Source organism: Alcanivorax sp. 97CO-5 (assembly GCF_000524665.1).
Taxonomy (GTDB): Bacteria; Pseudomonadota; Gammaproteobacteria; order Pseudomonadales; family Alcanivoracaceae; genus Alcanivorax; species Alcanivorax borkumensis.
In genome coordinates, this window is record NZ_KI965888.1 from 114,877 (window position 1) to 138,182 (window position 23,306).

General features: G+C 50.7%; 23 protein-coding genes and 1 pseudogene. 13 read left to right on the plus strand and 11 right to left on the minus strand.

The window, feature by feature from the left end; genetic code table 11:
- Positions 1-9: 9 nt before the first annotated feature.
- The 11 genes from ureE to Y017_RS06610 all read left to right on the plus strand — a co-directional run bounded on the left by ureE (position 10) and on the right by Y017_RS06610 (position 7,974).
- Complete coding sequence (gene ureE, locus Y017_RS06560) at positions 10-540, plus strand: urease accessory protein UreE (RefSeq protein ID WP_035459752.1); 531 nt, start codon at positions 10-12, stop codon at positions 538-540.
- A gap of 45 nt (positions 541-585) precedes the next feature.
- Positions 586-1,170, plus strand: a complete 585-nt coding sequence (locus Y017_RS06565; RefSeq protein ID WP_051428716.1) for a HupE/UreJ family protein — start codon at positions 586-588, stop codon at positions 1,168-1,170.
- Positions 1,171-1,177: 7 nt separating this feature from the next.
- Positions 1,178-1,867, plus strand: coding sequence for an urease accessory protein UreF (locus Y017_RS06570; RefSeq protein ID WP_035459755.1), 690 nt, complete (start codon positions 1,178-1,180; stop codon positions 1,865-1,867).
- Positions 1,868-2,007: 140 nt separating this feature from the next.
- Complete coding sequence (gene ureG, locus Y017_RS06575; RefSeq protein ID WP_035459758.1) at positions 2,008-2,655, plus strand: urease accessory protein UreG; 648 nt, start codon at positions 2,008-2,010, stop codon at positions 2,653-2,655.
- Positions 2,656-3,166: 511 nt separating this feature from the next.
- On the plus strand, positions 3,167-3,625 hold the full coding sequence (locus Y017_RS06580; RefSeq protein WP_011589585.1) for a hypothetical protein: 459 nt from the start codon (positions 3,167-3,169) through the stop codon (positions 3,623-3,625).
- Between the two features lie 99 nt (positions 3,626-3,724).
- Positions 3,725-4,594, plus strand: a complete 870-nt coding sequence (locus tag Y017_RS06585) for a TIR domain-containing protein (RefSeq protein WP_046962238.1) — start codon at positions 3,725-3,727, stop codon at positions 4,592-4,594.
- 97 nt (positions 4,595-4,691) lie between these two features.
- Positions 4,692-5,081: a hypothetical protein gene (locus tag Y017_RS06590; RefSeq protein ID WP_035459761.1), complete on the plus strand. Its 390-nt coding sequence runs from the start codon at positions 4,692-4,694 to the stop codon at positions 5,079-5,081.
- Between the two features lie 89 nt (positions 5,082-5,170).
- Positions 5,171-5,431, plus strand: coding sequence for a hypothetical protein (locus tag Y017_RS06595; RefSeq protein WP_051428717.1), 261 nt, complete (start codon positions 5,171-5,173; stop codon positions 5,429-5,431).
- Positions 5,432-5,520: 89 nt separating this feature from the next.
- Positions 5,521-6,390 (plus strand): DUF3553 domain-containing protein, encoded by an 870-nt coding sequence (locus Y017_RS06600; protein WP_035459762.1) that lies wholly within the window; start codon positions 5,521-5,523, stop codon positions 6,388-6,390.
- A 115-nt stretch (positions 6,391-6,505) separates the two neighbouring features.
- Positions 6,506-7,618, plus strand: a complete 1,113-nt coding sequence (locus Y017_RS06605) for a hypothetical protein (RefSeq protein WP_051428718.1) — start codon at positions 6,506-6,508, stop codon at positions 7,616-7,618.
- A 77-nt stretch (positions 7,619-7,695) separates the two neighbouring features.
- Positions 7,696-7,974 carry a hypothetical protein gene (locus tag Y017_RS06610; RefSeq protein WP_035459764.1) on the plus strand — a complete coding sequence of 93 codons (279 nt, stop codon included), beginning with the start codon at positions 7,696-7,698 and terminating at the stop codon, positions 7,972-7,974.
- Between the two features lie 64 nt (positions 7,975-8,038).
- Here the strand turns inward: Y017_RS06610 and Y017_RS15030 are convergent.
- Positions 8,039-8,260: pseudogene (locus Y017_RS15030) on the minus strand (IS30 family transposase); the annotation flags it as partial.
- Positions 8,261-8,267: 7 nt separating this feature from the next.
- Between Y017_RS15030 and Y017_RS06615 the strand changes: the two are divergent.
- The gene (locus Y017_RS06615; protein WP_051428719.1) at positions 8,268-8,603 is read left to right on the plus strand and encodes an SMI1/KNR4 family protein; all 336 of its coding nucleotides are present in this window, start codon (positions 8,268-8,270) and stop codon (positions 8,601-8,603) included.
- A gap of 217 nt (positions 8,604-8,820) precedes the next feature.
- On the opposite strand, the gene Y017_RS06620 is transcribed toward Y017_RS06615, so the two are convergent.
- From Y017_RS06620 to Y017_RS06670, 10 genes are all read right to left on the minus strand, one after another.
- A complete protein-coding gene (locus tag Y017_RS06620; RefSeq protein WP_035459766.1) occupies positions 8,821-10,281 on the minus strand; it encodes a hypothetical protein in 1,461 nt (486 codons plus the stop codon).
- A gap of 18 nt (positions 10,282-10,299) precedes the next feature.
- Positions 10,300-11,481 (minus strand): S41 family peptidase, encoded by a 1,182-nt coding sequence (locus Y017_RS06625; RefSeq protein ID WP_035459768.1) that lies wholly within the window; start codon positions 11,479-11,481, stop codon positions 10,300-10,302.
- A 71-nt stretch (positions 11,482-11,552) separates the two neighbouring features.
- On the minus strand, positions 11,553-12,185 hold the full coding sequence (locus Y017_RS06630; RefSeq protein WP_035459771.1) for a CsgG/HfaB family protein: 633 nt from the start codon (positions 12,183-12,185) through the stop codon (positions 11,553-11,555).
- Positions 12,186-12,223: 38 nt separating this feature from the next.
- A complete protein-coding gene (locus tag Y017_RS06635) occupies positions 12,224-13,057 on the minus strand; it encodes a hypothetical protein (RefSeq protein ID WP_035459774.1) in 834 nt (277 codons plus the stop codon).
- On the minus strand, positions 13,054-13,500 hold the full coding sequence (locus Y017_RS06640; protein WP_035459784.1) for a hypothetical protein: 447 nt from the start codon (positions 13,498-13,500) through the stop codon (positions 13,054-13,056). Before Y017_RS06640 ends, Y017_RS06635 begins: the two co-directional genes overlap by 4 nt.
- 20 nt (positions 13,501-13,520) lie before the next feature.
- Positions 13,521-14,756 (minus strand): hypothetical protein, encoded by a 1,236-nt coding sequence (locus tag Y017_RS06645; protein ID WP_197017549.1) that lies wholly within the window; start codon positions 14,754-14,756, stop codon positions 13,521-13,523.
- A 650-nt stretch (positions 14,757-15,406) separates the two neighbouring features.
- Positions 15,407-17,014, minus strand: a complete 1,608-nt coding sequence (locus tag Y017_RS06655) for a GMC family oxidoreductase (RefSeq protein ID WP_035459788.1) — start codon at positions 17,012-17,014, stop codon at positions 15,407-15,409.
- Positions 17,015-17,041: 27 nt separating this feature from the next.
- The gene (locus Y017_RS06660; protein WP_035459789.1) at positions 17,042-18,496 is read right to left on the minus strand and encodes an aldehyde dehydrogenase family protein; all 1,455 of its coding nucleotides are present in this window, start codon (positions 18,494-18,496) and stop codon (positions 17,042-17,044) included.
- Between the two features lie 51 nt (positions 18,497-18,547).
- On the minus strand, positions 18,548-19,072 hold the full coding sequence (locus Y017_RS15555) for a rubredoxin (RefSeq protein ID WP_081737585.1): 525 nt from the start codon (positions 19,070-19,072) through the stop codon (positions 18,548-18,550).
- Positions 19,073-19,190: 118 nt separating this feature from the next.
- Complete coding sequence (locus Y017_RS06670) at positions 19,191-20,405, minus strand: alkane 1-monooxygenase (protein ID WP_035459793.1); 1,215 nt, start codon at positions 20,403-20,405, stop codon at positions 19,191-19,193.
- 263 nt (positions 20,406-20,668) lie between these two features.
- Here Y017_RS06670 and Y017_RS06675 point away from each other — a divergent pair, with 263 nt between their 5' ends.
- On the plus strand, positions 20,669-23,251 hold the full coding sequence (locus tag Y017_RS06675; RefSeq protein WP_231483428.1) for a LuxR C-terminal-related transcriptional regulator: 2,583 nt from the start codon (positions 20,669-20,671) through the stop codon (positions 23,249-23,251).
- The last annotated feature ends 55 nt before the right edge of the window (positions 23,252-23,306 follow it).

Here is a 23,306-nt window from a genome sequence, read left to right on the forward strand (position 1 = left end):
GAGACAAGCATGATCGAACTGACGAAAAAAATTACCGATACCGCCGCGCTGGAAAAAATCGATCCGGCGAGACTAAAAACCCTCAGCCTACCGCTCGATGCACGGATCAAAAGCCGGCAAAAAGTGCAGCTGACATCCGGCGAAGGCGTGGGCCTATTCCTAGAGCGAGGCACCCTGCTTCGCGGTGGGGATGTGCTTACCAATGCAGACGGAGAGTTGGTCAAGGTGTTGGCCGCCAACGAAACCGTTTCCACCATTGTTTGCAGTGATGCACTGATGCTAACCAAGGTGGCCTATCACCTGGGCAACCGTCACGTTCCGCTGCAGATCGAAACCGGCTTTGTTCGTTACCAGCACGACCATGTGCTCGACGACATGGTGCGTCAGCTTCCGGGCGCCGACACCTGCGTGGACGTACAGGTTGAGCAGGCCCCCTTCGAACCGGAAGCGGGTGCCTATCAGCAAGGCGGTGGCCATTCCCATGGCCATGCGCACAGCCATTCCCACGAAAAGCCACACTCGCACACTCACAACCACTGATTTCTCACGGTGCCAAAGGGCACTGGTACGTTAAAGGAGCACAGCATGAACAACACAAAACACAAGCTTACCGCTGCTGTTATTACCTGTGGGCTTGCCATAAGCCCCATGGCCGCGATGGCCCATACCGGCGAAGGCGGCCACGTTCATGGCGGTTTTACCGCCGGGCTCATGCATCCAATTACCGGCATGGATCACCTTGTGGCCTTAGTGCTGTTCGGCGCCTTACTGGCCGGTATTCGCCTGCAAGAAAAACGCTTCGCGTTGATTGCTGCAGGCGTTAGTTTGGCGGCGGGCTTTGTTGGCGGCGTGGCACTGGGTGGCCATGTGGCCATGGAGTGGTTGATTACCGCATCAGCGTTGTCGTTCGCCGCAGCGTTGGCGTTTCCAGCGGGCTCGCGGGGCAAGGCGGCTTGCGTGGTGGCTGTTCTATTGGGCGCGCACGGCTGGGCCCACGGGGTGGAAATGAGCGGTGGCATGGGCGGGTTTGCGTCAGGCTTCTTCGTCAGCTCTATGGTGCTAATGGTAGCCGGCTTGGTGCTAGGCCAGCAGTTACAGCGAATTGCTCCCGCTCTGCGCGCCATTGTGGCTGGGGGTGCCGCCCTCGCGTTAATGCTGCTGGCAGGCTGATCGCCTCATGAATAACAGCGCCTTCTTTCGTTTGCAGCAATTGATCAGCCCATCACTGCCCATCGGTGCCTTTACCTATTCGCAAGGCATGGAGTGGGCCGTGGAGTGTGGCTGGATCAAAAATGCGGATGACCTGCATTGTTGGCTCGAATCCCTGCTGCAAAGCAGCGTCCAAACCTTGGAATTACCGGTACTAGCGCGGCTCCATCACGCCAGTTGCCATCAGGATCGTGAAGCCTTTACCCATTGGGCGCACACCCTGTTGGCCTGGCGAGAAACCCGTGAGCTACGCACGGAAGAATGTCAGCGTGGCCACGCCCTCACCATGGTACTGGACAGGCTCCCAGACGCTGCGAATTGGCCAGAGCTGCAGCAACCCGAATGGCGCCATGCGCTGGCGCAAACCCAATTAGCAGGTTTCGCCCTGGCGAGTGCCCGCTGGGGCATCGAGCTGCAGCAAGCGCTCAACGGTTACCTATGGAGTTGGCTGGAAAACATGGTGATCGTGGCCGTGAAGTTAATTCCTCTTGGCCAGAGTGATGGGCAGAGAGAGCTCTATCGTTTCAGTGATCAATTGGCCGCGATTACCCAGCACGCCCTGGCCATGGATGACGACGATATTGGCTCCTCCTCTCCCGCCATGGCCATCGCCAGTTGCCTGCACGAAACCCAATACTGCCGGCTCTTCCGATCATAAGGCAGGTTCAAGAAGGGCACCAAACAAAGAAGAGCATCTAACAAAGCAGCTGCGGCAGCACAGCCGTGAAAAATTGATGTGGGAGCGTGCTTACACGTGAAGCCCAACACCTCGATAGGCACCACACAACGGAGACAACCATGACAACCGATTATAAATCCCCCCTGCGCGTTGGTATCGGCGGCCCAGTAGGTTCCGGAAAAACGGCCCTGCTGGAAAAACTGTGTAAGGCCATGCGCGACGATTACCACATCGCCGTAGTCACCAACGATATTTATACCAAAGAAGACCAGCGCATCCTCACCGAAGCGCAGGCTCTGGAACCGGAACGTATCGTTGGTGTGGAAACCGGTGGTTGCCCGCACACGGCCATCCGTGAAGACGCCTCCATGAACCTGGCCGCAGTAGAAAACCTGGCGCGTAAATTCGGCAACCTGGACGTAGTGTTTGTGGAAAGCGGCGGCGACAACCTTAGCGCCACCTTTTCGCCGGAACTGGCGGACCTCACCATCTACGTCATCGATGTGGCCTCCGGCGAAAAAATCCCGAGAAAAGGCGGCCCCGGCATTACCAAGTCAGATCTGCTCGTCATCAACAAAATCGACCTCGCACCGATGGTGGGCGCCGATCTCGACATCATGGCATCAGACACCAACCGCATGCGCGGACAAAAGCCCTGGGCGTTTTCCAATTTAAGAAATGATGTGGAGGGGCTGGAGAAAATTATTGGGTTTGTTGTAGAGGAAGGAATGCTGGTGAGCCATTCGGAGAAAGCGGTAAGCGGTTAATTATGAATGAACAGCGCAAGCCCGGCTAAGCCGGGCTTTTTTGTGGCTATGAAAACCCTCTACACAGGAGCACCGCTGGTGAAACCATAGCCGCCATTTATTGAATGGCTTTGCGCAGCCAGCCACGGGCTTGATCAAGTAGATTTACGGGCTTGTCAGCAATGAAACCCGGAATATCTGTGGCTCTATTACTCATAGCGTTCTCCTTACCCATAGCTGGCTTGGGCTATGGAAACCCGTGCTCAACAGAACGGGGCGCAAATGCGTGTAGGCGATATCTCAAAATTCGCTAAGTCATTGATCTTTGGTTCGGATTGCGACTTAAATGTGCATGGAGTCCCCGGAAATAGGCCGCTCGTTCGAGTTTTGTCAGATGCGAAAGGTTCTCGCTTCTTGGGTAAGTTGCTAAATGCTATGGGTTTATCGGAATTATATACGGTGGCCTGTTAAGAATTATGTCGAAAAAAGATATGTCGAATCGTTCGACTGAATACGCTGTTAGGTTTCGAAAATGTCTCCTTTAGATTTCTACATCGGCTTGGCAATTACCAACATCGTTGTTCTTGGTGGTTGGGCTTTCTCAATTGTCCAGAACAAAGTAGCACTTCGTCGTGAGCGACGCGTATCTCAATTGGCTGCTGCCTACGATACCTTTGTCCGCGTAGGAATAGATGGTGGTCGGCCTGTTCGCATAAATGCGGCTGGGGAGCTCGACGATTACACCCGGGAATTTGAACACGCTGTTGCAACGGTGCATCTCTATGGAACAGAGGAGGAGGCGGAGCTTACAAATATTTTTGTTAGGCAACTTACCGGAAAAAATCATTACAGTGCGGATGACCTCGTCAATGCTCTGCGGAACGATATAAGAAAAGAGATGGGAATGGCTGCGCTCAAGCATGCACCAACATATTTAAAGCAAACTATTACTGATAATCGGGTTCGCCCCACGAATGAAGCCAAAACCTAACAAATTGTTGTAGTTCGTTCCGGCCTGCGGCCTCCACCGGACGCCCTTGAGGGGGCGCCGCTAAACAAAAGCGTTAGATTTTCAGGAGAGTAAGGAAGTATGTATAACCTTTTAGTTACTGCTCGCGCAGGTGTTTGGGACTTGCCTGCATATGAGTACGATAAAAGTAGGTTTTTAGAATATTCCAATGACAAGGAAAAAGCTCTCTTTAAGAATTTTACCGCTGAAAATATTGAACTATTAAAGTCCTTTCCCTGCTTGTTTGCTTACGAGGGTACCGATGATGATGTACGAGTAGGTTACATACGCTCCATCAAGGAAAGAGGCCCAACATTGTTCATTGAGTACGAGTTCGAACAAGATATTGAACCAATTGCGTTTTCTTCCTTAGAACCAATTTTAAATCTTCTGGATTACAGGAAGTCTGAAACCTACAGAACCCATTGGGCTGTCAAAGATGAAGATCTCTTCGAGAGGCTCCATTCAGCAGGGCTAATTGATCCGAAATTTGTTCGACCTGAAGGTAATACAGGTAAATTGGAAGAACTTCGATTTAAAGCTGCTTTTTCATTTCCCGGTGAGCTACGCGATCGCGTGTCAGAAATTGTGGCTTTGGTAAAAGATGAGCTGCCGTCGGGTGCAGTTTTTTATGACGACGACTTTACTGCCCAGTTAGCTAGGCCCAATTTAGACAACCTTCTTCAAACTGTTTATTTAAATAACTCAGATTTAGTAGTTGTCTTCTTGTCAAAGGACTACGAGAAAAAAATGTGGTGTGGCATCGAGTGGAGAGCTGTTCGTGAAATTATCAATAACAAAAGCGATCATTCGCTGATGTTTGTTCGTTCTGATGATTCAGATATACCGGGCGTATTTGCACATGATGGGTATATTGATGTGAATCGATTCAATGATAAACAAATTGCTGATTTTGTCGTAGAGAGAATTCGACTGAATGAACAGGGATAAATCTAACAAACAAAGGCAGGGCGACGCCAAAAAGCGGCGCGCCTGCTTTGGGCGTTAGCGCCGGTGTGCTAAAGCACCGAGACTCTAAGGATTGAGAATGGGCATTAAAGACTGCTTTGCTAAATATGGCGCTACGTTGAAGAATGTGAATTGGTCAGTTTCTGCAGAGAATACAGAAGGTGAGTTGGTCGTCAGCCTTTGGAATCAATTTTTTACGCCGCCGACTAATGGCAAGATTTCATACATAGACAAGGTTAATCGATGGTCTGGGCATGGTAATGCTGAGTTCCGGGAGCGCATTCAGAAAGCCTACGCAACTAATCAGCCAGTCCGCGTGGTAATAGCTCGCACCAATGATGAAAATGCTATCCGTCGTGGAGATGACGCAAGCAAACTAAAAAATCAGTTTCACGTCCGAGAAGACTGGGTCGGAAAAGTTACCCTATGGGATGGGGATAATTTTGAAATCGAATTCAGTTCCAAGTAACCGCATAACAAGGCGCAGCAGTTCGTGGCCTACGGCCACCGGACGGCTTTCAGCCGCTGCTATGCTTTAGCATTATATGGGGGGAGGTCATGGAAGATTTAGCTGAAGGATTCCTCAGAGGGCTTGGAAGGGCTCTTGGTTATGTGTTTGTAAATATTCTCTTTGAGTTTTTCTTTTACTATCTTGGCTGGCCTGTGGTGAAAATGTTCACGTTGGGCGCTTATCCCAGAGGTGCAGATAGATATGGTTGGAAAACAGAAAGCCATGAAGGTGCTTGGGTGAGTGGTATTGGAGTGCTTGTCTTTGCTGTGTCTGCTATGGCCTGCTTTCACTATGTGGGCTTCATATAACAAGCGGTGGCAGGCGGATCAAATTTTCGCTCCTCCGTCGTTACAATTTGCCCGCTGCGCGGGGCGTTATGCGAAAAAGAGGGCAACGCATGGAATATAAGAAAGGCGATAGAGTCAAGCACCCAACCAAAGAAGACTGGGGGCTTGGTGAGGTTGTCGAAAATAGTAACGGAGCAACAGTCCGTGTGTTCTTTGTTGGCGCCGGAGAAAAGACATTATCTCTACAATACGTTCAGCCAATCAAAGTAGAAGGTAACGAGGCAAATAACGCTGTCCTTGATAATCTCAAAATCAGCAAATCCTTAAGCGGCATCAAATATCAAAGCCTCCCTCAATCCATACAGTTTTTCTTAGAGGAATTTCCACAAGGCTTTTACGGAGAAAAATTTAAAGAGCATGAAAGAGATTACAAAGATAAAGCTCATGCCTTAGCGAGTGATCTTTTAGATCAAGAGACTTATTTCCAGCTATTGGAATCCGAAGACTATTCCGAAATAGTGAAACGCGCACTAAAGGTTGCCAACTCAACGAATCTAATTTTTCCGAATGAGAAAATGTCGTTAAAGGATGGGTTGCAATCTCTGGAAGCGCAGAAGCAATTCAGTAAATCGCTGTACTCGCTGCTCTATAGTGAAGAAGAATTAGAGAATCGGTTTGTTGCTTTTGCTAAGGTACTCGAAAATATTGATGCGGCTAAATGGACAACAGCAACCTATTTCCTGTTCATTGTTCACCCTGAAAAACACATGTTTGTAAAACCAACAATTACGCAATACTCGTCAGAATTGTGTGGTTACGAGGTAAATTACAAGCCGCAGTTGAATTGGCTCACTTACAAGTCGGTTCTTGGCTTTTCAGAATATATCAGGTCTGAAATATCGGAGTTGAAACCAAGAGACATGATTGATGTTCAATCTTTCATGTGGTGCATTGCACCCGGAACGTATGGTGGCGCATAACAAGGCCATAACCGGACCCAAAAAGCGCCGCTCCTTCGTCGCTCTGCTTTTTGGGTCCGGTTATGGCAGGCGTTAGCCATCTACTCCGAACCATGGCTTAACTACAGAGGAAGTAATGGAAAGTACACTAATTGAATTTGATGAAAAAGTAGCCGAACTCAAAGATCATGTAGATCAATTAAAGGATTACATTGGTGATATTGCTGTTTCTAAAAAGATAAGAGATGGTTTTAAATCGTTCTACATGCATCTAGATACGTATTCAACTTCTACAGACAATGAAGATATCGAAAAAATTGCTAGCTCAGCAAAATCAGTTGCAGTATACGGGCAAACTATTGGTCAAGGGATAGCTCAGTTCAAAGAAGCAGATAACCAAATGAAAACCCTTGGTTCAGTTCTACTAGATAAGGCATCTTCTTTCAGACATTGGGTAGAAAACAGTCCTCTTGAAACTCAACCAATGGAGTTCATTAATTCAAAAGACTCTAATCTATCATTAGCTAGCTATAAGTCAGTTAAAAATAATATGGAAAAGCTTGCCAATGATCACCTAGAGCATGACAAGAGAATAAAAAGGCTACTAACTGAAAGTGAGTCCAACGCAAATAATCTACTCAACCGGATTGAGAAAATAGAGCGCGATGTAAAAGTTGAAATAGAAAAAATAACGTCTTTGTATAAAGAATCATTGGCTGAAGTAGAGGCTAAAAAACAACAAATAGACGATATTCTAGGACATGTTTCAGGTCGAGCAGTTGCTGGTGATTTTGAAACAAGTTCAGCCGAAGAAAAGACAACGGCAAATTGGTTAAGGTATTCATCTCTTGCTTGCATGGCTTTCATCGTTGGTGTTGTCGGTTATTCTTTTTGGGAAACAACAACTACCGAATTCCAGTGGCAGAATTCTGTTTTTCGTATTGCTCTAGCTATTATGCTTTCAGTGCCTGCAGCATATCTTGCCCGAGAATCAGCCAAACATAGAGAGCAGCAGTATAACCATTTGCAAACCTCGTTAGACCTAAAAGCCATTAGCCCGTATATAGCTTCACTACCAATTGACGAGCAACATAAAATAAAGATTGAGGTTGCTAGTAGACTCTTTGCGGCAAGGGATTATTCAAAAGTTGGGGCCGATCCATACCCAGTCAATGTTCATGAAATAGTAATGGAGATAATTAAAAAACTAGAAATAAATAAACAAACCAAAAGCGATAAAAATGGCTAACAAGTCAATCAACTTCGCGCCTTTTAGGCTCCGGATGCAGAAAAGCTGCGCCGGTTATTGAGGCGTTAAGGATAGACATGAAAATTTATGGGCACGGAGATAATATTTACGATGCAGTTGATGCGGTAGTTGAGCACGGAGTAGCAGCTGTCGAGGGGACGAAGATCCCTGCCGTCAATTATGCAAGTCGTGTTATTGAAGCATTAGCTGTTTATCCAGATGTGGCCGCAATTATTGGCTATCAAAATGTAGTAAATGAGGGTTACCTGTACTATGTCTTTGATGCAAATAAGTTCGGTTGTGGGGATGGTCGTTTAGAAGAAATAATCAATGAAATTGATGAGTCAAATGCCTAGTATCAAGTTTTAACCGCGACAGTAATTCAGATTAGAATACATTGTAGATTTCTTCTGGTGTTTTTTAGTTGTGTCTCTTTCTTGGTCGACTATTAAGTTTGCCTGCGATCCTGTCACATTCAATCTGAGTCAGCTCCGACATACTTGTTCCTTTCGGGAGATGTTGTCGTACTAGCCCATTCGCATTTTCATTGCTGCCTCGCTCCCATGAGTGATGAGGCGTAGCGAAGTAGAATTTCACGCCAGTGAGCTTTTCAACCTGTTTGTACTGATGGAATTCGGTGCCTTTTCCAGTGGATGAGAAATATATAGCAAATACCGAAAATGAATTGGGGGTAAAATTTCCCGATTCGTTCCGAAAAAAGATGATGAAGTCGAACGGTGGTGGCGTTGAAGTATCAACGGATTATTTTGAAATACACCCGTTCTACGATACTTCAGATAAAAAGAGAATAAAAAGAACCTGCAATAGTATTCTTTACGAAACGAAAATAGCGCGTGAGCATTATCGACTTCCTGAAAGTTTAATCGTCATCGGTAATAACGGGGCGGCGAGGTTCTTGCCTACAAAACTGAAAAAGAGGGCAGTAATAATGTCCAATCACCCCGGTGTCAGGGCGGTTTCATAGATGCGCCCAATCAGTGCATCCTATTGTTTTTGTTGGATATCCATCAGGATTTCCCTGTGATCCCTCCGTTTTACCTTAACAAATTTCCGCCGCCGCGCTGTAGCGTAACGCTGGGCTGGCGCCGGGTAAGCTGGGACTTGGGGAGAGTAAACGAAAGGGGGCAAGCGGCGTGCAGCGCTGCCCCTGCCCCTGCGTTGCGGGGACGCTGCGAAGTGGATTACTGCGTGGAAGCCAGGGACTGCATCAATCCGGGGTAGATGGCATCGGCGGCCTTGACGGCATCCTGGAAGTTGCCGTTGTTTGCATGGACGGCGTTCAGGTAGCGGGCCATGTCATCCAGGTTGCGAAAGGACTGATCGGACGTCTCGCGGATGTATTCCATGCCGCCGGAAGCGCTGATAGCGGCTGAGTGGCCGACTTTCTTGCCAACCTTGGAGCCCAGGAAGCCACCAACGAAAGGAACGTTATCCAGCGCTTTCTGCGCCGCATAGGCACCGGCGGCAGAACCAATAGCGCTACCCATTTTGGCATTGATGGCCTTGTCGACCCACTCTGCAAGCACGCCATCGCTGGTCCAGGGGTTCATGTATTCACCGCTATTGTCCGGAATAAGCAGGGCGGCCACGTTATCCTGAGGGGAGGTGCGGGCCGTGCTGGCAACGCTGGAGGCCGGTGCGGACTGCTGTGCGTTACTGCGGATCATGGCGGCAATCAGGTCGTTGGACAGCCCGCTCTTGCGCAGGCGACGGATCTCCTCATCACTGAACACTTTATAGGGGCCCTGTGTTTCCACCTGGGCAGCCAGGATTGACTGGCTGGTGCCACGCTTGACAGCGTCCACCAGATCAATCACCCGCTGGCCATCAGGCCCGACAAACCACAGCGCATCCTCTTCAGAAAGGAAGGCCAGGTAGCCCGGGAACAGGGACACGTTTTCCTGGTGCCAGCCCAGGGTGTCACGACGCGGCGTGTGGCTGGCCAGATTGCCGAGAATGTCACCGGCAAACAGGCTGCTGGGATTATCGATCAGCCACTGGCGCTGCTCGAGTATGTCTTTGCCTGCGATTTCCTGATCATACGTTTGCTTTTCAGTGGCGACCCACTTGCCCAGCTCGCTACGGTGGCTGGTCAGCATGGACTGGCTCATTTCCTTGGAGGCGTGGCTGGGGTCGGTTTTGCCGATGAACAAAGGCGTTGGGAAGTAGACAGATAAATAGCGGCGAAGAGCGCCTTGCGACTCTGATCGAAACAGCGTTTGGCCATTGGCCTCTACGGTCATCTCGCTTTCGAAGCCGACTTCGTAGCTGGCAGGGACCAGGCTCAAGGTGACAATGTAAAGGAAAAAAGAGCCCCAGTTGGTTTTGGCTGTATCGTTTTCCACATTGTAGGTCAGTGTGGGAGAACGAACCGGAGCATTGGCGGCGGACCATGTATCGAGCTCACCGCTGGCGGTGCTTTCAAGTACAGGTTGAATCTTCTGCCATTCAGCATCACTCAAGTAGGGGCTCTTGCTGTTCAGCTGTGGCGGCTGCACCAGCAATGTCACTGGCAGGGAAGAGGACTCACTGGTGGACGCAGCGTTACTCTCTCCAGGGATATAGCGATAGGTCATGCAGCCACTTATGAGAAGCAGGCTGGCCATAATCAGGCTGAAGCGATACACGGATTTTATGGACATGAATGACAGGTTCCTTGATTAGCGTGCCGAATTAGCCACGGCGGTTTGCAGGCCCGGATAGATCTTGTCGGCAGCCTTGATTGCGTCCACAAAGTTGCTCTTGGTGCTATGGGTGGTGGCCAGCCATTGCGCCATGTCACTCATGGAGTTGAAGGAAATGTCTGAGCTGCTGCGGATGAAGTCCCAGCCGCCGGACGCTTCCAGGGCGGTGTTGCCGCCCACGGCCTTGCCAGCCTTGGAGCCCAGGAATCCGCCCAGCATGCCGCCGAAGGGCACATTTTCCAGTACCTTGTTGGCCGCGTAGGCGCCAGCAACGCCACCGACTGCGGAGCCGGTGGCCTTGCCCATGGAGACGTTGATGGTCTTGTTGACCCATTCGGCAGTGACGCCGTCGCTGGTGTATGGCGAGAGGAATTGGCCGCTGTTGTTCTTGAGCGCCAGGCCATCGATTTTCTGTTGCTGGATGGCGGCCAGCTGTTCGCTGGTTTGCTCGCTGCGCTCCAAGACTACGTCACGGGTGCCGGCAGTGCCCGGAGACATGACGCTTAGTCGTGCGAAGCTGCCTGGCTGTCCACGCATTTGCGCAACCAACTGGTGCAGAGTCTGGCCGGCAGTGGGAGTCATCTCTCCGTTCTTGCCATCGCCGATGGCAACGATTAAGTCGCCGCTCTGTAGCAGGCCGCTCTCTTCCGCTGCGCTCAACGGCACCAGGCTTTCCACTTTCAGAAAGTGCTTGTCTTCAGTCTGGTGGATTCGGATCCCGAGCAGACCATCACCGAGAGGTTCATCACTTGTCGATACGCCCTGGGCTCCCGTCGAGTTCGGGTCGAGAGTAGCCCAAACCTGCTGACCGCCTTTGCCATAATCAATACAGCGCCAGGCACCGACAGTGTGTTCGGCCTGGACCTGAAAGCTTCCCGAAGGGACCACCAGGGAGTGGTACATCAGCTTGCCGGATGACACTTCGGTCTGCAGGCAGGCTGCGGTTTTATTGTCACGGGCCTGAAAGACCTGCTTTTGATAGGCCTCGGAACCGGTTGACGAGGTTATCTGACCGTTGACGGTGGTTGTGGCCGGGCCGTTTTGGATGGCCGGGCCATTGTTTGCGCCGCCTTGCTGATAACTGGAGGCGCAGGCGCCCAGCATTGCAGAACCCAGCACGACCGCCCCCAAGCGGATGCAGGTAAAAATACGTTCCATGATGATTATCTCCGGATAAGGTCTGTCCGGGCGGGCGGTCGTTCCCGTGGCGCCCGCGGACAGTAAAAAAGTTAGCGGTAAAGCACGTTGTCCTGGGTGGCCTTGCTCATTTCAAAGCCGTCCCCCCACACCAATGTACCCAGCTCCATGTCCACCATTTCGAAGGAGATGTAGTGGTAGCGCTGACGCATCTGGCTCTGACGGTCGATGGCATCCTGGGAGGTAATAGTGGCAAACATCTGGTAGTCGACACCGGCAGTAGCCTGGGTCTTGCGGATGGTGCCGCCGTCTACCAGCCCTTCGCGTTTGATTTCACGTTCTTTCTGGATGGCGGCCAGGTTTTGACGGTTCACGAACACCATCCGGCCATTGGCGGCGCGAGTCAGCTCGATCTGCAGACGCTTGGCCAGCATGTTGAGATTGATCACGGAGGTGCTTTCGTTTTTGAAACCTTCCATATCAATCAATACCCGGGGCGGGGTGGGGCGGTTGGAGACCATGGGGTTGGATAGCAGGCTGCGCATCATCTTGTCGGTCATGGCGACCACGTCCTGGGATTCGATACCGACCCCCTGAACCCGCCCGGCACTGCCTACGTCCTGGTATACGGAAGGCTGCCCGGCGGCGTTATCAACCCGCGACGGCGCACAGGCGCTGACCAGCACAGCGGCACCGAGGATGGCGATGGGTTTGAAAGCTTTCATGGTGTTCCCCTCATGGAATTCGTGGATAAATAAGGTGCTTACTGGCTCATCTGGGCCATGGTATGAAGAGCAATTTCCTTGCCGGTGGCGCTCATGGGCTGTGGGCGATCGCGCTTTTCGAAGCCGCTGTCAGCCACCACCCAGGCATGCTGGTCTTCACTGCCCGGCGGTTTGCCATCGGTGTTGAAAACCGCGAGCAAGCTGGCATCTTTCACGGACAGCACGCGCACCTGGTACAGGCCATCGCGATCAAATTCGCTGCCGACTACCAGTTCCAGTACGTAATCTGCTTGCTGGGACAGGGCGCGCATCTGCAGGCGTAACTGATCCGGTGAGACGCGTTCGAAGGTGCCGTCTTCCAGGGCGTTATCGGTAATGCGCTGGGCCATGGCTTGATCAATGATGGTGGCGCCGCCTTGCTTGAAGGCGCTGATGAGTCCGCTCTGCAAACCCAGAGCGACGGCGTTGCGATCGCTGGCAGGTAGCCCGCCGCGGCGTTCCTGTTCCATGGTCAGGGTGGCGCGGCCTTTTTCTTCGCGGGCCTCCTTGCCGGTGACGCTGAGCTCGCCCTTGGCATTAAGGCTGCCGCGATAATGGCTGTACCAGTCGCTGACGCGGCTGGGGAATTCACGATTCCAGAACACTGCAATACGTGGTTTTCCCTGGTCGGGAAAGGCCTGACGAAAACGGCTGATGATGTCCTGCTCGGGCGGGCGCTGAGATTGATCACGCAGGCTTTCCGCGTAGGCTTCCTCGCTCATGGGAACCTGGGCCGGTGCCATCATTTCGGTAGCAGGATGGTCCTGTTGAGAAAGAGCCTGGCCGCTGAGAAGCCAGGTAACGGGGAGTACGAGAAGGGTCGACGTTTTCATTTTGCCTGCCTCACTTCCACCCGGTATTTCAGTTGAGCGGTGGTGGTGGATTTTTCCAGATAGACACTGGTGGAGTTGGCGGGAACCACCACTCGTTGCCAGCGGGGAGCTACATCGGTAGGAATTTCGGATTGATCGAAGAACTGGGTGCGTGCTTCGAGGATGCTGTTGTAGTCGGTGTGATTGCGCAGTACGACGAAGACTTCGGAGGTATTGGCCGGGGTGCGGCGAATGCCATGCTTGTCGGTAGTAATACGGAAGACCTTGTCAGGACCGGGAATGCCGCCGCTGAAATTACGGTTCAGATCGTAATCGGTAAAGGTGACGCTATTGTAGGTAGTGGGTGCTGTGCGCTGTTCCAATTCAAGCTTGCTGCTTGACTGGCAACCGGCAAGCAGAGCGCTGGCCAGCAGGCTGGCGGCGATGGCGAATTTCGCGTGCATGGTGTTCTCCATAACGTGGGTTAACGGGCACTGGCGAAAATGACGCCGTTGCCATTCTTGTCGAAGAAAATGCGGGCGGGTTTACTGCCCGGCGGCTGGGTGATGCCGGCCTTGTTGGTGAAGGTGGCACTGGCGTTCTGGGTGTCCGGGGAAAGCCGGGCGCTGCCCAAATGCAGGGTGTCGGGCAGGCTGCTCCAGTAGCGAGTGTCAGCGCGTGTCTTGGCTCGAGCAGACATGCCCTGGGCGGCGACACCAATGGCGGTAATGGTGTTGAAGCCGGCGGCAAGGCCGCCACCGGCACCGGAGGCGATGCCGGTTATCAGGCTGTTGTCGCTGAGGCTGGTCATGGCGTCGCCCACGTTGCCGGTGGTCTGCTTGAACTGCACCTTGCCTTCGATGATGCGATCCACGGCCCGCCCGCCTCGGGTGGAGGCCTGGAAAAACACATCTTCTGCCGGATAAAGGGCCTGATTGAGACCGTCGCCGGCGATCTTTGCGTGGTTTTCGGTGAACCCCTTGCCGCGACGGTAGACCAGCTCGTAGTGACCGACGCCGTCGGCCAGTTTGCGTGGAGATGTGCCGGTTTCTGCCACCATCAGGGTATTGTCGCTGTCACCAGGGATCGGGCCGTCGGGGTGGAACTGGCGGTATTCTTCAAAATGCTCACCGGCGAGATGTTCGTTGCCATCCAGGCGTGCCGCCCAGCCAGCCAGGTAGACCAGTGAAGCAAAGTCGGTGCTGTGCTGTTCTTCCTCGGCGAACGCATCCTGTAGCAGGCCATTGAGAAAAGTGGCGCGGGCGTTACCGTAATCGCCATCGATCAGGTAAATCAGGCCGCGATAGTAATAGACCATGGAGCGTTCATAGGGCTCGCCCTTGAATTCTTTTTCGCCTTCTTCGTACCAGAGGCTGCGTGCCTTTCGAGCGGCATCGTTGTCGGCGTAGACGCTTTCGATATTGGCGATGGCCTCATCCAAGGCTCGGCGGGCCACATCCAGATCCCCGGTTTTGAAGGCGGTGGCGCCGATTTCCATGAGGTTGAGCACTTCATTGCGGCGCCCTTCCTGGAACAGTTTGCGCCAGGCGGGCTGCAGGGCCGCTGGCTGACTGGCCACATACTCCTGTTTTGCAGGGTCCAGCGGTGTCACCACGTATTGCTTGGGGCCGGTGGCGCAGGCAATCAGTAGGCCGGCACCGATCAGATGGAGTAGGAGCGGCCTGGCCCCGGAAACAACAGGCGTAAACATGGTAGCCATTAACTTCCCCGTTGGATGGATTCTTGTGGCTTTCGTGTGAGGTGTCTCCAGACCCTCACCCTCACGAAGCTTTGGCTACCAGTATGGAGTAGGGAGTAATTAGCGCGCATCACCCATATGGGGGATACGCGCTTATTCACTTTTCTGCCTCTGAATCAGGTGGCTGTCACATCTGGCCACAAAATTCTCGTTTCCTTGGGGGCGAATGCCGAGGGTGCTCAACGCTTGGATAAAGGCCGGGTTGCTGGATGCAAAGCCGATAAAGCTGGCATCGCTAAGTGGACTACCCCGGGTTTCATGGGCACTTCTGGGTTAATCTTTTAGCATAGGAGGAAAGCCAATGAGTGGCTGGTGGGAGGAAATATCGGTGACGCATAGAGCAATGCCCTACATGCGGCAAGCGCATAATGGAGGGCGTTAGGGGGGAACTGTTCACTTCCTCCTTCAGCGAGGTAAAGCGTTAGCCATGTCTGTGGCTCATTTTTCTATTCTCGCTCCGTGCTTTTACCAGTAACAAGAGCCATTCAGGCCTGATCCAGATGCAACTTTCATCATCTGATCAAGTACGACTACCTTATATCGCTTTCGGTTGTTCGTACGCCTGAATGGCCGATGTCATTAGTATGCCCGGTGGCTTACGCCGCTCGGGTTTACACTTGGACCTTTCCCAGCAGGATGTCGGCCGCATTTTCGGCAATCATCATTGTGGGTGCGTTCGTGTTACCCGCCACCAAGCTGGGCATTATCGAGGCATCGACAACTCTAAGCCCTTCAACGCCCCTGACTTTCAGTTCCGGATCGACAACGGAATCAGGATCGGCCCCCATACGACAAGTGCCAACAGGGTGGTAGATGGTTTCAGCATTTTCACGGATAAAGTCTGTTAGTTGAGCGTCCGTAGATACGGACTCTCCGGGCATAACTTCCCGTTTACTATGAAGCGCCATTGTTGGTGCTCCGAGAATGCGTCGCCCAAACTTAATGGCGGAAATCATTGTTTTGATATCTTCGGGGTCGCTCAGATAGTTAGGCTGAATCAGCGGATTCGCCAATGGGTCAGGGCTTTGCAATCCAATGAAGCCTCGGCTTTTCGGCAACAAATCGCAAATGTGCAAAGTGTAGCCATAGCCTGCCATTACTTTTCGGCCATGATCCTTCAGGTAAGTGGGCAAAAAGTGGAACTGCACATTGGGTCGCTCAGACGAAGGATCCGATTTCACAAAGCCGCCAGACTCGGCAACATTACTGGTAAGAAAACCACGTCGCGCAAAGATATAGGAGAAAAGTGCGCTCACCCCACGGAATAAGAAGCTGGGTGCAACGCCAATGGGCAAACGAGAGTTCGCCGTGTGCATGATCGTGATGTCCAGATGATCGGCCAAATTCTGGCCGACTTCGGGAAGGTGATGCACTAGCGGAATGCCGTGTTTTGCAAGCTCTTTACTATCCCCGATGCCAGACAGCAGGAGGAGTTGTGGTGAATTAACTGCACCACCAGACAGGATGACTTCGCCGCCAGTATTGAGTCTCAGCTGGCGATATTCACTTCCCTGTTTCAGGGTCACGCCAACAGCTCGTTTACCCTCCATAGCCACGCGGGTTACTCGAGCATCGGTTAGCACGTCAAGATTAGACCGGCTCTCAGCGGCACGCAAAAATGCTTGCGCTGAACTCCAGCGCTGGCCATTTTTCTGTGTTACTTGGTAAAGCCCCAATCCGTCTTGTGATTTGCCGTTAAAGTCCGTGTTCACTGGCAGGTCTACGTGAGGCGCTGCTCGAACAAAATCACGGCTCAGCGGGTTGATCGATTTTAATTCGCTTACAGTGAGCTCACCATCTTTGCCGTGGTATGGGTCTGCGCCAAGGCGTTGGTTGTCTTCCACCCGACGAAATAATGTTAATGCACGATCCCAACCCCAGAGGTTGTTGTTACCGGCAACTTGGCCCCAGTGATCGTAGTCGGCTTTGTGGCCCCTGATGTACACCATGGCATTAATAGAAGAAGAGCCACCAAGCGTCTTTCCGCGGGGCCAAAACAGTTGGCGGCCTTTCAAGTGTTCTTGTGGCTCGGTTTCTAGCGCCCAGTTGAGTTTTCTATTGTTGGCGAGGAGAGCGATACCAATAGGCATATGAATTAGGGGATTTTTATCCCGTGGGCCGGCTTCGATCAGCGCTACGCGTTTTGAAGTATCCGCACTAAGGCGGTTAGCCAACACACAGCCAGCCGACCCGGCTCCTACAATAATGTAATCGTACATAATAACTCTCTTATTATTTGTTAATACTCAGCCTAAAATACGAACAGCAGCATTTATAAGCTGCCGAACCCAGCCAGTGTAGGGAGGGAAAAGGAGATGGATGAGAGAATGCCTGTCCTCCATCAAAACCTTATCGTGTGAAAATGAACGGAAGCCATATTCGCCATGCGCCGCTCCGATCCCTGAATGATTGACTCCACCGAACGGAAGATTCGGATGTAGAAAATGCACCACCGTTAGGTTAATTCCCACAGCCCCTGAACTTGTTTGCTCGACAATATGTTGGGCAAAGGATTTATCTTCATCAAATATATAAAGCGCGAGAGGCTTAGGGTTGTCGTTGATTTGTTCAATAACCGAATCGATATCATCGTATTCAATAATGGGCAGAATAGGGCCGAATAGCTCTTCCCGTGTGATGTCCATATCGTTGGATACATTTGAAATCAATGTGGGAGCGATAAAGTTTTGATCAGTATCTATAGCCCCGCCTTCAAAAATTTTCGCCCCTTTAGATTTTGCGTCATCTATTAGGTTTGAAATTCGCTGAAAGTGACGCCTGTTTACTATTCGACAATAGTCAGCGGTAGATTTTTGAGCTTCAAGCGTTTTTCCGTAGACGCGGCCAATTTCTTTTTGAAGTGCTTGGTTGAATTGCGCTGCAATATTGCTGTGCACAAAAACATGATCTGGAGCGATGCACGTTTGCCCGTTATTAGCGAACTTACCCCAAACAATGTTTCTTGCGGCCTTCTTTATATTAGCATTTGGGCCTACAACAGTAGGCGATTTCCCGCCCAGCTCCAGGGTTACCGAGCAGAGGTTCTTGGCGGCAGCTTCCATAACCACCTTGCCTACCGCAGGGCTGCCTGTGAAAAATATGTGGTCGAAGGGCAGGGCTAACAGTTTTTGTGATACAGTAGCGTCGCCTTCAATCACGCTGACTAAGTCAGGCGGGAAGGTTTCGGCGACAATGTTGGCAATGACTTTAGAGGTGTGTGGCGTCATTTCCGAGGGTTTGATGATGACGCTGTTGCCGGCAGCTAACGCTGATACCAGAGGGCCTAGTGCAAGATTGAGAGGATAATTCCAGGGCGCAATAATTAAGCACACACCCTTTGGCTCCGGCCGGACATGGGACTTTGTACCTAATACACCAATGGAGGCGGGCGCCCATTTGGGACGCATCCATTTGCGCAAATGTTTTTTTGCATGTCGAATTTCCTGAAGTACCGGGAGAAGCTCAGTTAATTTGACTTCAGGCGCAGGTTTTTTAAAGTCTGCTGCACACGCGGCAATAATGTTTAATTCATGGCGTTTGAGCGAATCTCGCAACTTATTCAGCTGTGCTATTCGAACATCCAGAGTGAAACTAGCACGGCGCGCAAGTTGCGCCCGCTGTAATGCAGAAAAGACGGAATCAATTGTATCGGCGGTTGGCGCGTTAGTCGCACCAACCTCAGCCAGATTAGCAATCTTCATGATGAAATTACCTCTTGCCGAATGAGCCTATCGTTATTATGAGCCTGATGGCTAATCTTCATGGAGGACATAGTCCTCTTTTGTGGCACCACAGTCGGGACAGCACCAATCGTCCGGGATATCTTCAAAAAGAGTGCCTGGCGCGAACCCTTCAGTTTCATCGCCAAGAGCTTCATCATAAATGTGACCGCAAGTGATACAGATCCATTTACGAAAGGTGGTCTCTTTGCTGGTGGAGTCTTTAGACGATTTTGCCCGTGCGGGTTTGGCTTTAGCCTTTGCTTTGGCTTTATTGTTAGTTGAAGGAGTCGAGGCCCCCGTTGATTTTTGAGGTGAAGCCTCTGCCTTAGGTGGGGTGGTAGCAGTGCGCACTTCTGGGGTGGCCGCGCCAGACGCCGGGGACGCGGAACCGGATTCTATTACTACGAAGTCAGCTTTATCCCTTACTGCACAGTCTGGGCAGGCCCACTCTTCAGGAATCGTTTCCCAAGACGTTCCTGGGGGAAAGCCTTCGTGTGGGTGGCCAGCGACTTCATCGTATATATATTCGCAATCGGGGCATTGATATTTAGCCATTTAAAGCACCTTTGAACCAATATTATTGTCTTTAGTTAATGGCGCCCGACGTACACGCCGGGCGCTGTTCCTCAAAGTGTGAAAGCACGAGGTTTAATGGATGGATTTCTGTTGGCGATTATTTGGCAACGGTTATATCGGGTGACTCCGAACCCTTTACTCCAAATTTTTGCTCATAGAATTCACGCATTCCCGGCTGAATCTGGATCTTATTAATGTCTCCGTGCGCCCACTCCATCACCCGATCATCCATTAGTGAACGAAACCAGGAGGGAAAGAATGCGACGAAGAACATCCCAGGGTAGCCCGTAGGCAGGGTGGGAAGGTCGCTGAAGTCCCTAAGTGATTGATAAGATCTTGTAGGATGCGCATGGTGATCTGAATGACGTTGCAGATGAAACAGGATGAGGTTCGACATTACATGGTTTGAATTCCATGAATGATGGGGTTTTTGATGCTCGTAACGCCCGTTCGGCAGCTTTTCACGCAGCAGTCCGTAGTGCTCAATATAATTGGCACTGGTCAGCTGCCACCAGCCGAAGGCCATTTGAATGGGCAAAAAGATGAGCATTAAAGGACCGAAAAATGCCAGCAATGCGGCATAAAGCACTACCGTCAAAATCATAGGCTGTAAGACTTCATTATCTAGGCTCCATACGCTTTTGCCGCAACGGCTGAGGCGCTGCTCTTCCAGGCCCCATGCCCGTTTAAAGGCACCAGGAATTTCACGCAGTGAAAACGTATAAATAGATTCGCCCATGCGGGATGTAGCCGGGTCCATCGGTGTTGCTACGTCACGATGATGCCCTTTATTGTGTTCAATGAAGAAGTGACCATACCCGACCACGGCCAGCACAAGCTTGGCCATCCAGCGGTCAAAGGTTTCTTTTTTATGCCCGAGTTCATGGCCTGTGTTGAGTGCCAGGCCATTAACAATGCCTAGAGAAAGGGCGAGAGCTAAAAACTCGAATACCCCTATTGGTTGGGTAGATACCCACCAGGCACTTATAATCAACGCTGCATAATGAATAGGAACGGTTAAGTACGTTAAAACTTTGTAGTAACGGTCTTGTTCAAGCTTAGGAACAACGGATTCAGGAGGGTTGGAATAATCCTCGCCAAGCATGGTGTCGATCAAAGGGACTAGGCCGTACCATAGGATTAATACTAATCCGTACCATATACTCCACCCTGTTTGGGATACGAGATATAGGCCAATTATTGGTGTTGCTGGCCACAGTACAGAAAGAATCCACAAGTGGCGCTTTCGGTCCACATAACCCTCATTATCAGCATCACTTCGTGGGGGCTCGGTTAAAATGTTCTCTGACATTAGGATCACCTTGTTTTATCATATTGATTGTTTCTACAGGCTGTGCGACACCGCGTAATGTTGGTGAGCGGACGAGTTGTAGGTTGTAGGCAGTGGTAGGGTTAGCTAGAAATAGAGGCCAAACAACTACTCCAAAGGGTAGTTTTTGCTCTGTACATAATATCAATATGCATTCATCCCTTAGTACGCAGGTCTTTGGAGGAGATGCAACAGGGGGTCTTGTTGCCATGCTGTGCGATAACTTGGAAAACTGGTGCCTTAGAATGTCTGACCGGATGTGGGCCCGGCAGCGTTTTATTACTCAAGGGTGCATAGAGCGCGGTCGCCTGAAAGCCTCTGCCGAGTCCGAATCAAAAGTTATTCTTTACCGGGCCCCTTTAGGTTATGGCAAGTCTGTGCAAGTTGCTTTCGAGGCGGGCACTCAGGGCCGAGAGGAGGGGGGCGTCGCCTATATCAATACGCGATCGTATCCTGGCTCCGGTGAAATTACGGATTCTTTGTTGGCTGCGTTAATTTTATATCAAATTAAAGGCCGTGAACCCTGGAGCGTTATTCAAAGTAATGATGACATCATTGAGTCACTTCGAGATACGCTGTGTAATGCTAAAAATCCGATAAAAATTTGCATAGATGGCATTGGGGAGGCTGAGCATGGCGTGGGCCTGGTTGAGAATTTAATATGCGAAACCCCCAATAATGTGAAATTTTATATTGCTCCCAGTAATGCTGGAGCGTTGGCGCGCTTGTCTATGATGGCGGGTGTGGTGACATATGGCGCGCATGACCTTGTCTTCACAGAAGAGGAAGTATGTGAGTTGCCGGGAATGCATAGCGCCAAGGCTAAAAATGTTATAGAGGCTACTGGTGGATGGCCCGCACTTGTTGGGCTTATGTGCCACACTTCAAATCCAAACCTCCCCGCTGCGACCTGGCCGGAAACCCGTTCGTATTTCAGAAACAATCTACTCAACGCGCTGCCAAATAATACACGGGACTTTATTTGCAAAGCCGCAATGCTGGAAGAGATCAGCGTTGCCTGCTACGACTACGTATATAAAACAGAAGAGGCCCATAAAGAAATTCCGTTTATTAATGAAAATTATGCGCTCTTTACCCCCACAGAATCTTCCAGAGAGTGCATGGTTATGCACCCGGTGCTAAGAGAGTATTTGCGTGGTTTGTTTGATTCTATTCAGCGAGAGCGTCGCTCATATGTGCTAAAGCGTGTCGCATTTTGGCATTGGCGTAGGGGTGAGTATCTCCATTCAATCAATGCCGCTCAGGAGGCGAGCGATCACAGCTGGGCTCGAGCGGTAAGCGATAGCATTATCTTAGACGTAGCACTCAGGCAAGGCGAAATAGAGGTGCTTCGAACATGGTTCGAAAAAGTGCCGGTTCGAACGATAAAAAAAATCGCGTCCTTAAGCATCAGCTATGCTTGGATCTTGTATTTCAGCCAGCAAGCTCGGCAAGCAGAAAAAATACTGGCAAGCTCCACGGAGTCCTGCAGCAGAGGTTTAGACAACCTTGATGAAAAAGGATGGCGGAAGCTGGTCGACGCGGTAGGAAAAGCGACACAGGATCAGTTTGCGCAAAGCCAAACCCTCTGCCAGCAATGGATTGACACTTTCGGCGAGCGTAACATGGTCGGTAAGGGAGCGGCGCTTACGTGCCAAGCATACATTGCTTCCAGTGATCGTCGCTTTGAGGATTTAGAGCAATTATTGCACAGGGGGGCGGTAGCCAATCAGTCCTCCAATCAACATTACGCTTTTGTTTGGCTTAAAACGGCAGAGCTTCAGGCTGAAATATTTAAAGGTGATATCGCTCATGCAATGAGTATATTACTTGAAGCCAATAAAACAGCAGAGAAGATGGGGGTGTCAAAAACATTTTTAAATAAAATGCTTGGTTCCCTTGAGTTGCAAATTCTGCACGAAAAAAGCCCTAGCCTAATTAGTTATGAGTCTGCGGAAGAGTCATTCAACTTCGCATTAAACTATGGTGTTACAGATATTTTATGGGGTTGCACGCAAACGTTCAGTAGTTTCCTGTACCAGCAAGGGTTAAGAGATAGGGCTATGGCCATATTGGAGCAAACCCGGATAGCTGCCTGCGAAAGAGACCTACCTCGACTTAACATGCTAGCTAAAATACAGCTGGCTGAATTTACGCTCATAAACGATGAGGAATTAGAGCCGCCGATACTTCCTGATGAGAGTGAGCTGACATTTTTGCCAAATCAAAACCAAGCCATTCGCGCACGTATTGCGCTAGTCAATTCAATGTATAGGTTGAGGCTTGGAAAGCAGTTTGGTGTTGCTGAAAAGTATGCAAAAAAAGCATTACAAAGCGCCAGTGCAATTTCAGACGCTAGAACCAAGATCGCCGCCCAATATTGCCAGGCATTAGCGATTTTTGGCCTCGGTTCATCAAAATTAGCGAAGCGCACAATTATTGATGCCGACCAGCTTACGGAACATTTAAGCTGTTATTTTACCCGAGACTGGATTAAAGAAGCATTAATGTCGTTTAGCCCCATTGCTCGGGATCTTTTTGATACGTTGCCAGAAAGCGCAGAGACTAACGCTACAAAAGATCTCGAGGTGAGAAAAGAAGAGGCTGACGCCCGCCCTAAACTCACTAATACCCAATCAACCATTACGATAAAGCAAATTTCTCTGTTGAAATGTGTAAGCAGTGGAATGACGAACAAAGAGATCGCTGAGCGGCTTCTTATAACAGAGGATACCGTCAAATGGCATCTGAAAAAGATTTTCAGCGAACTTAAAGTAACCAACCGGGTTAAGGCAGTGTCTGAAGCTAGGCTACGCGGGCTTCTATAGCACCACGAAAATAAAAGAGAAGATGAGCGAGTGCGCAGCAAGTGGCCATTAATTG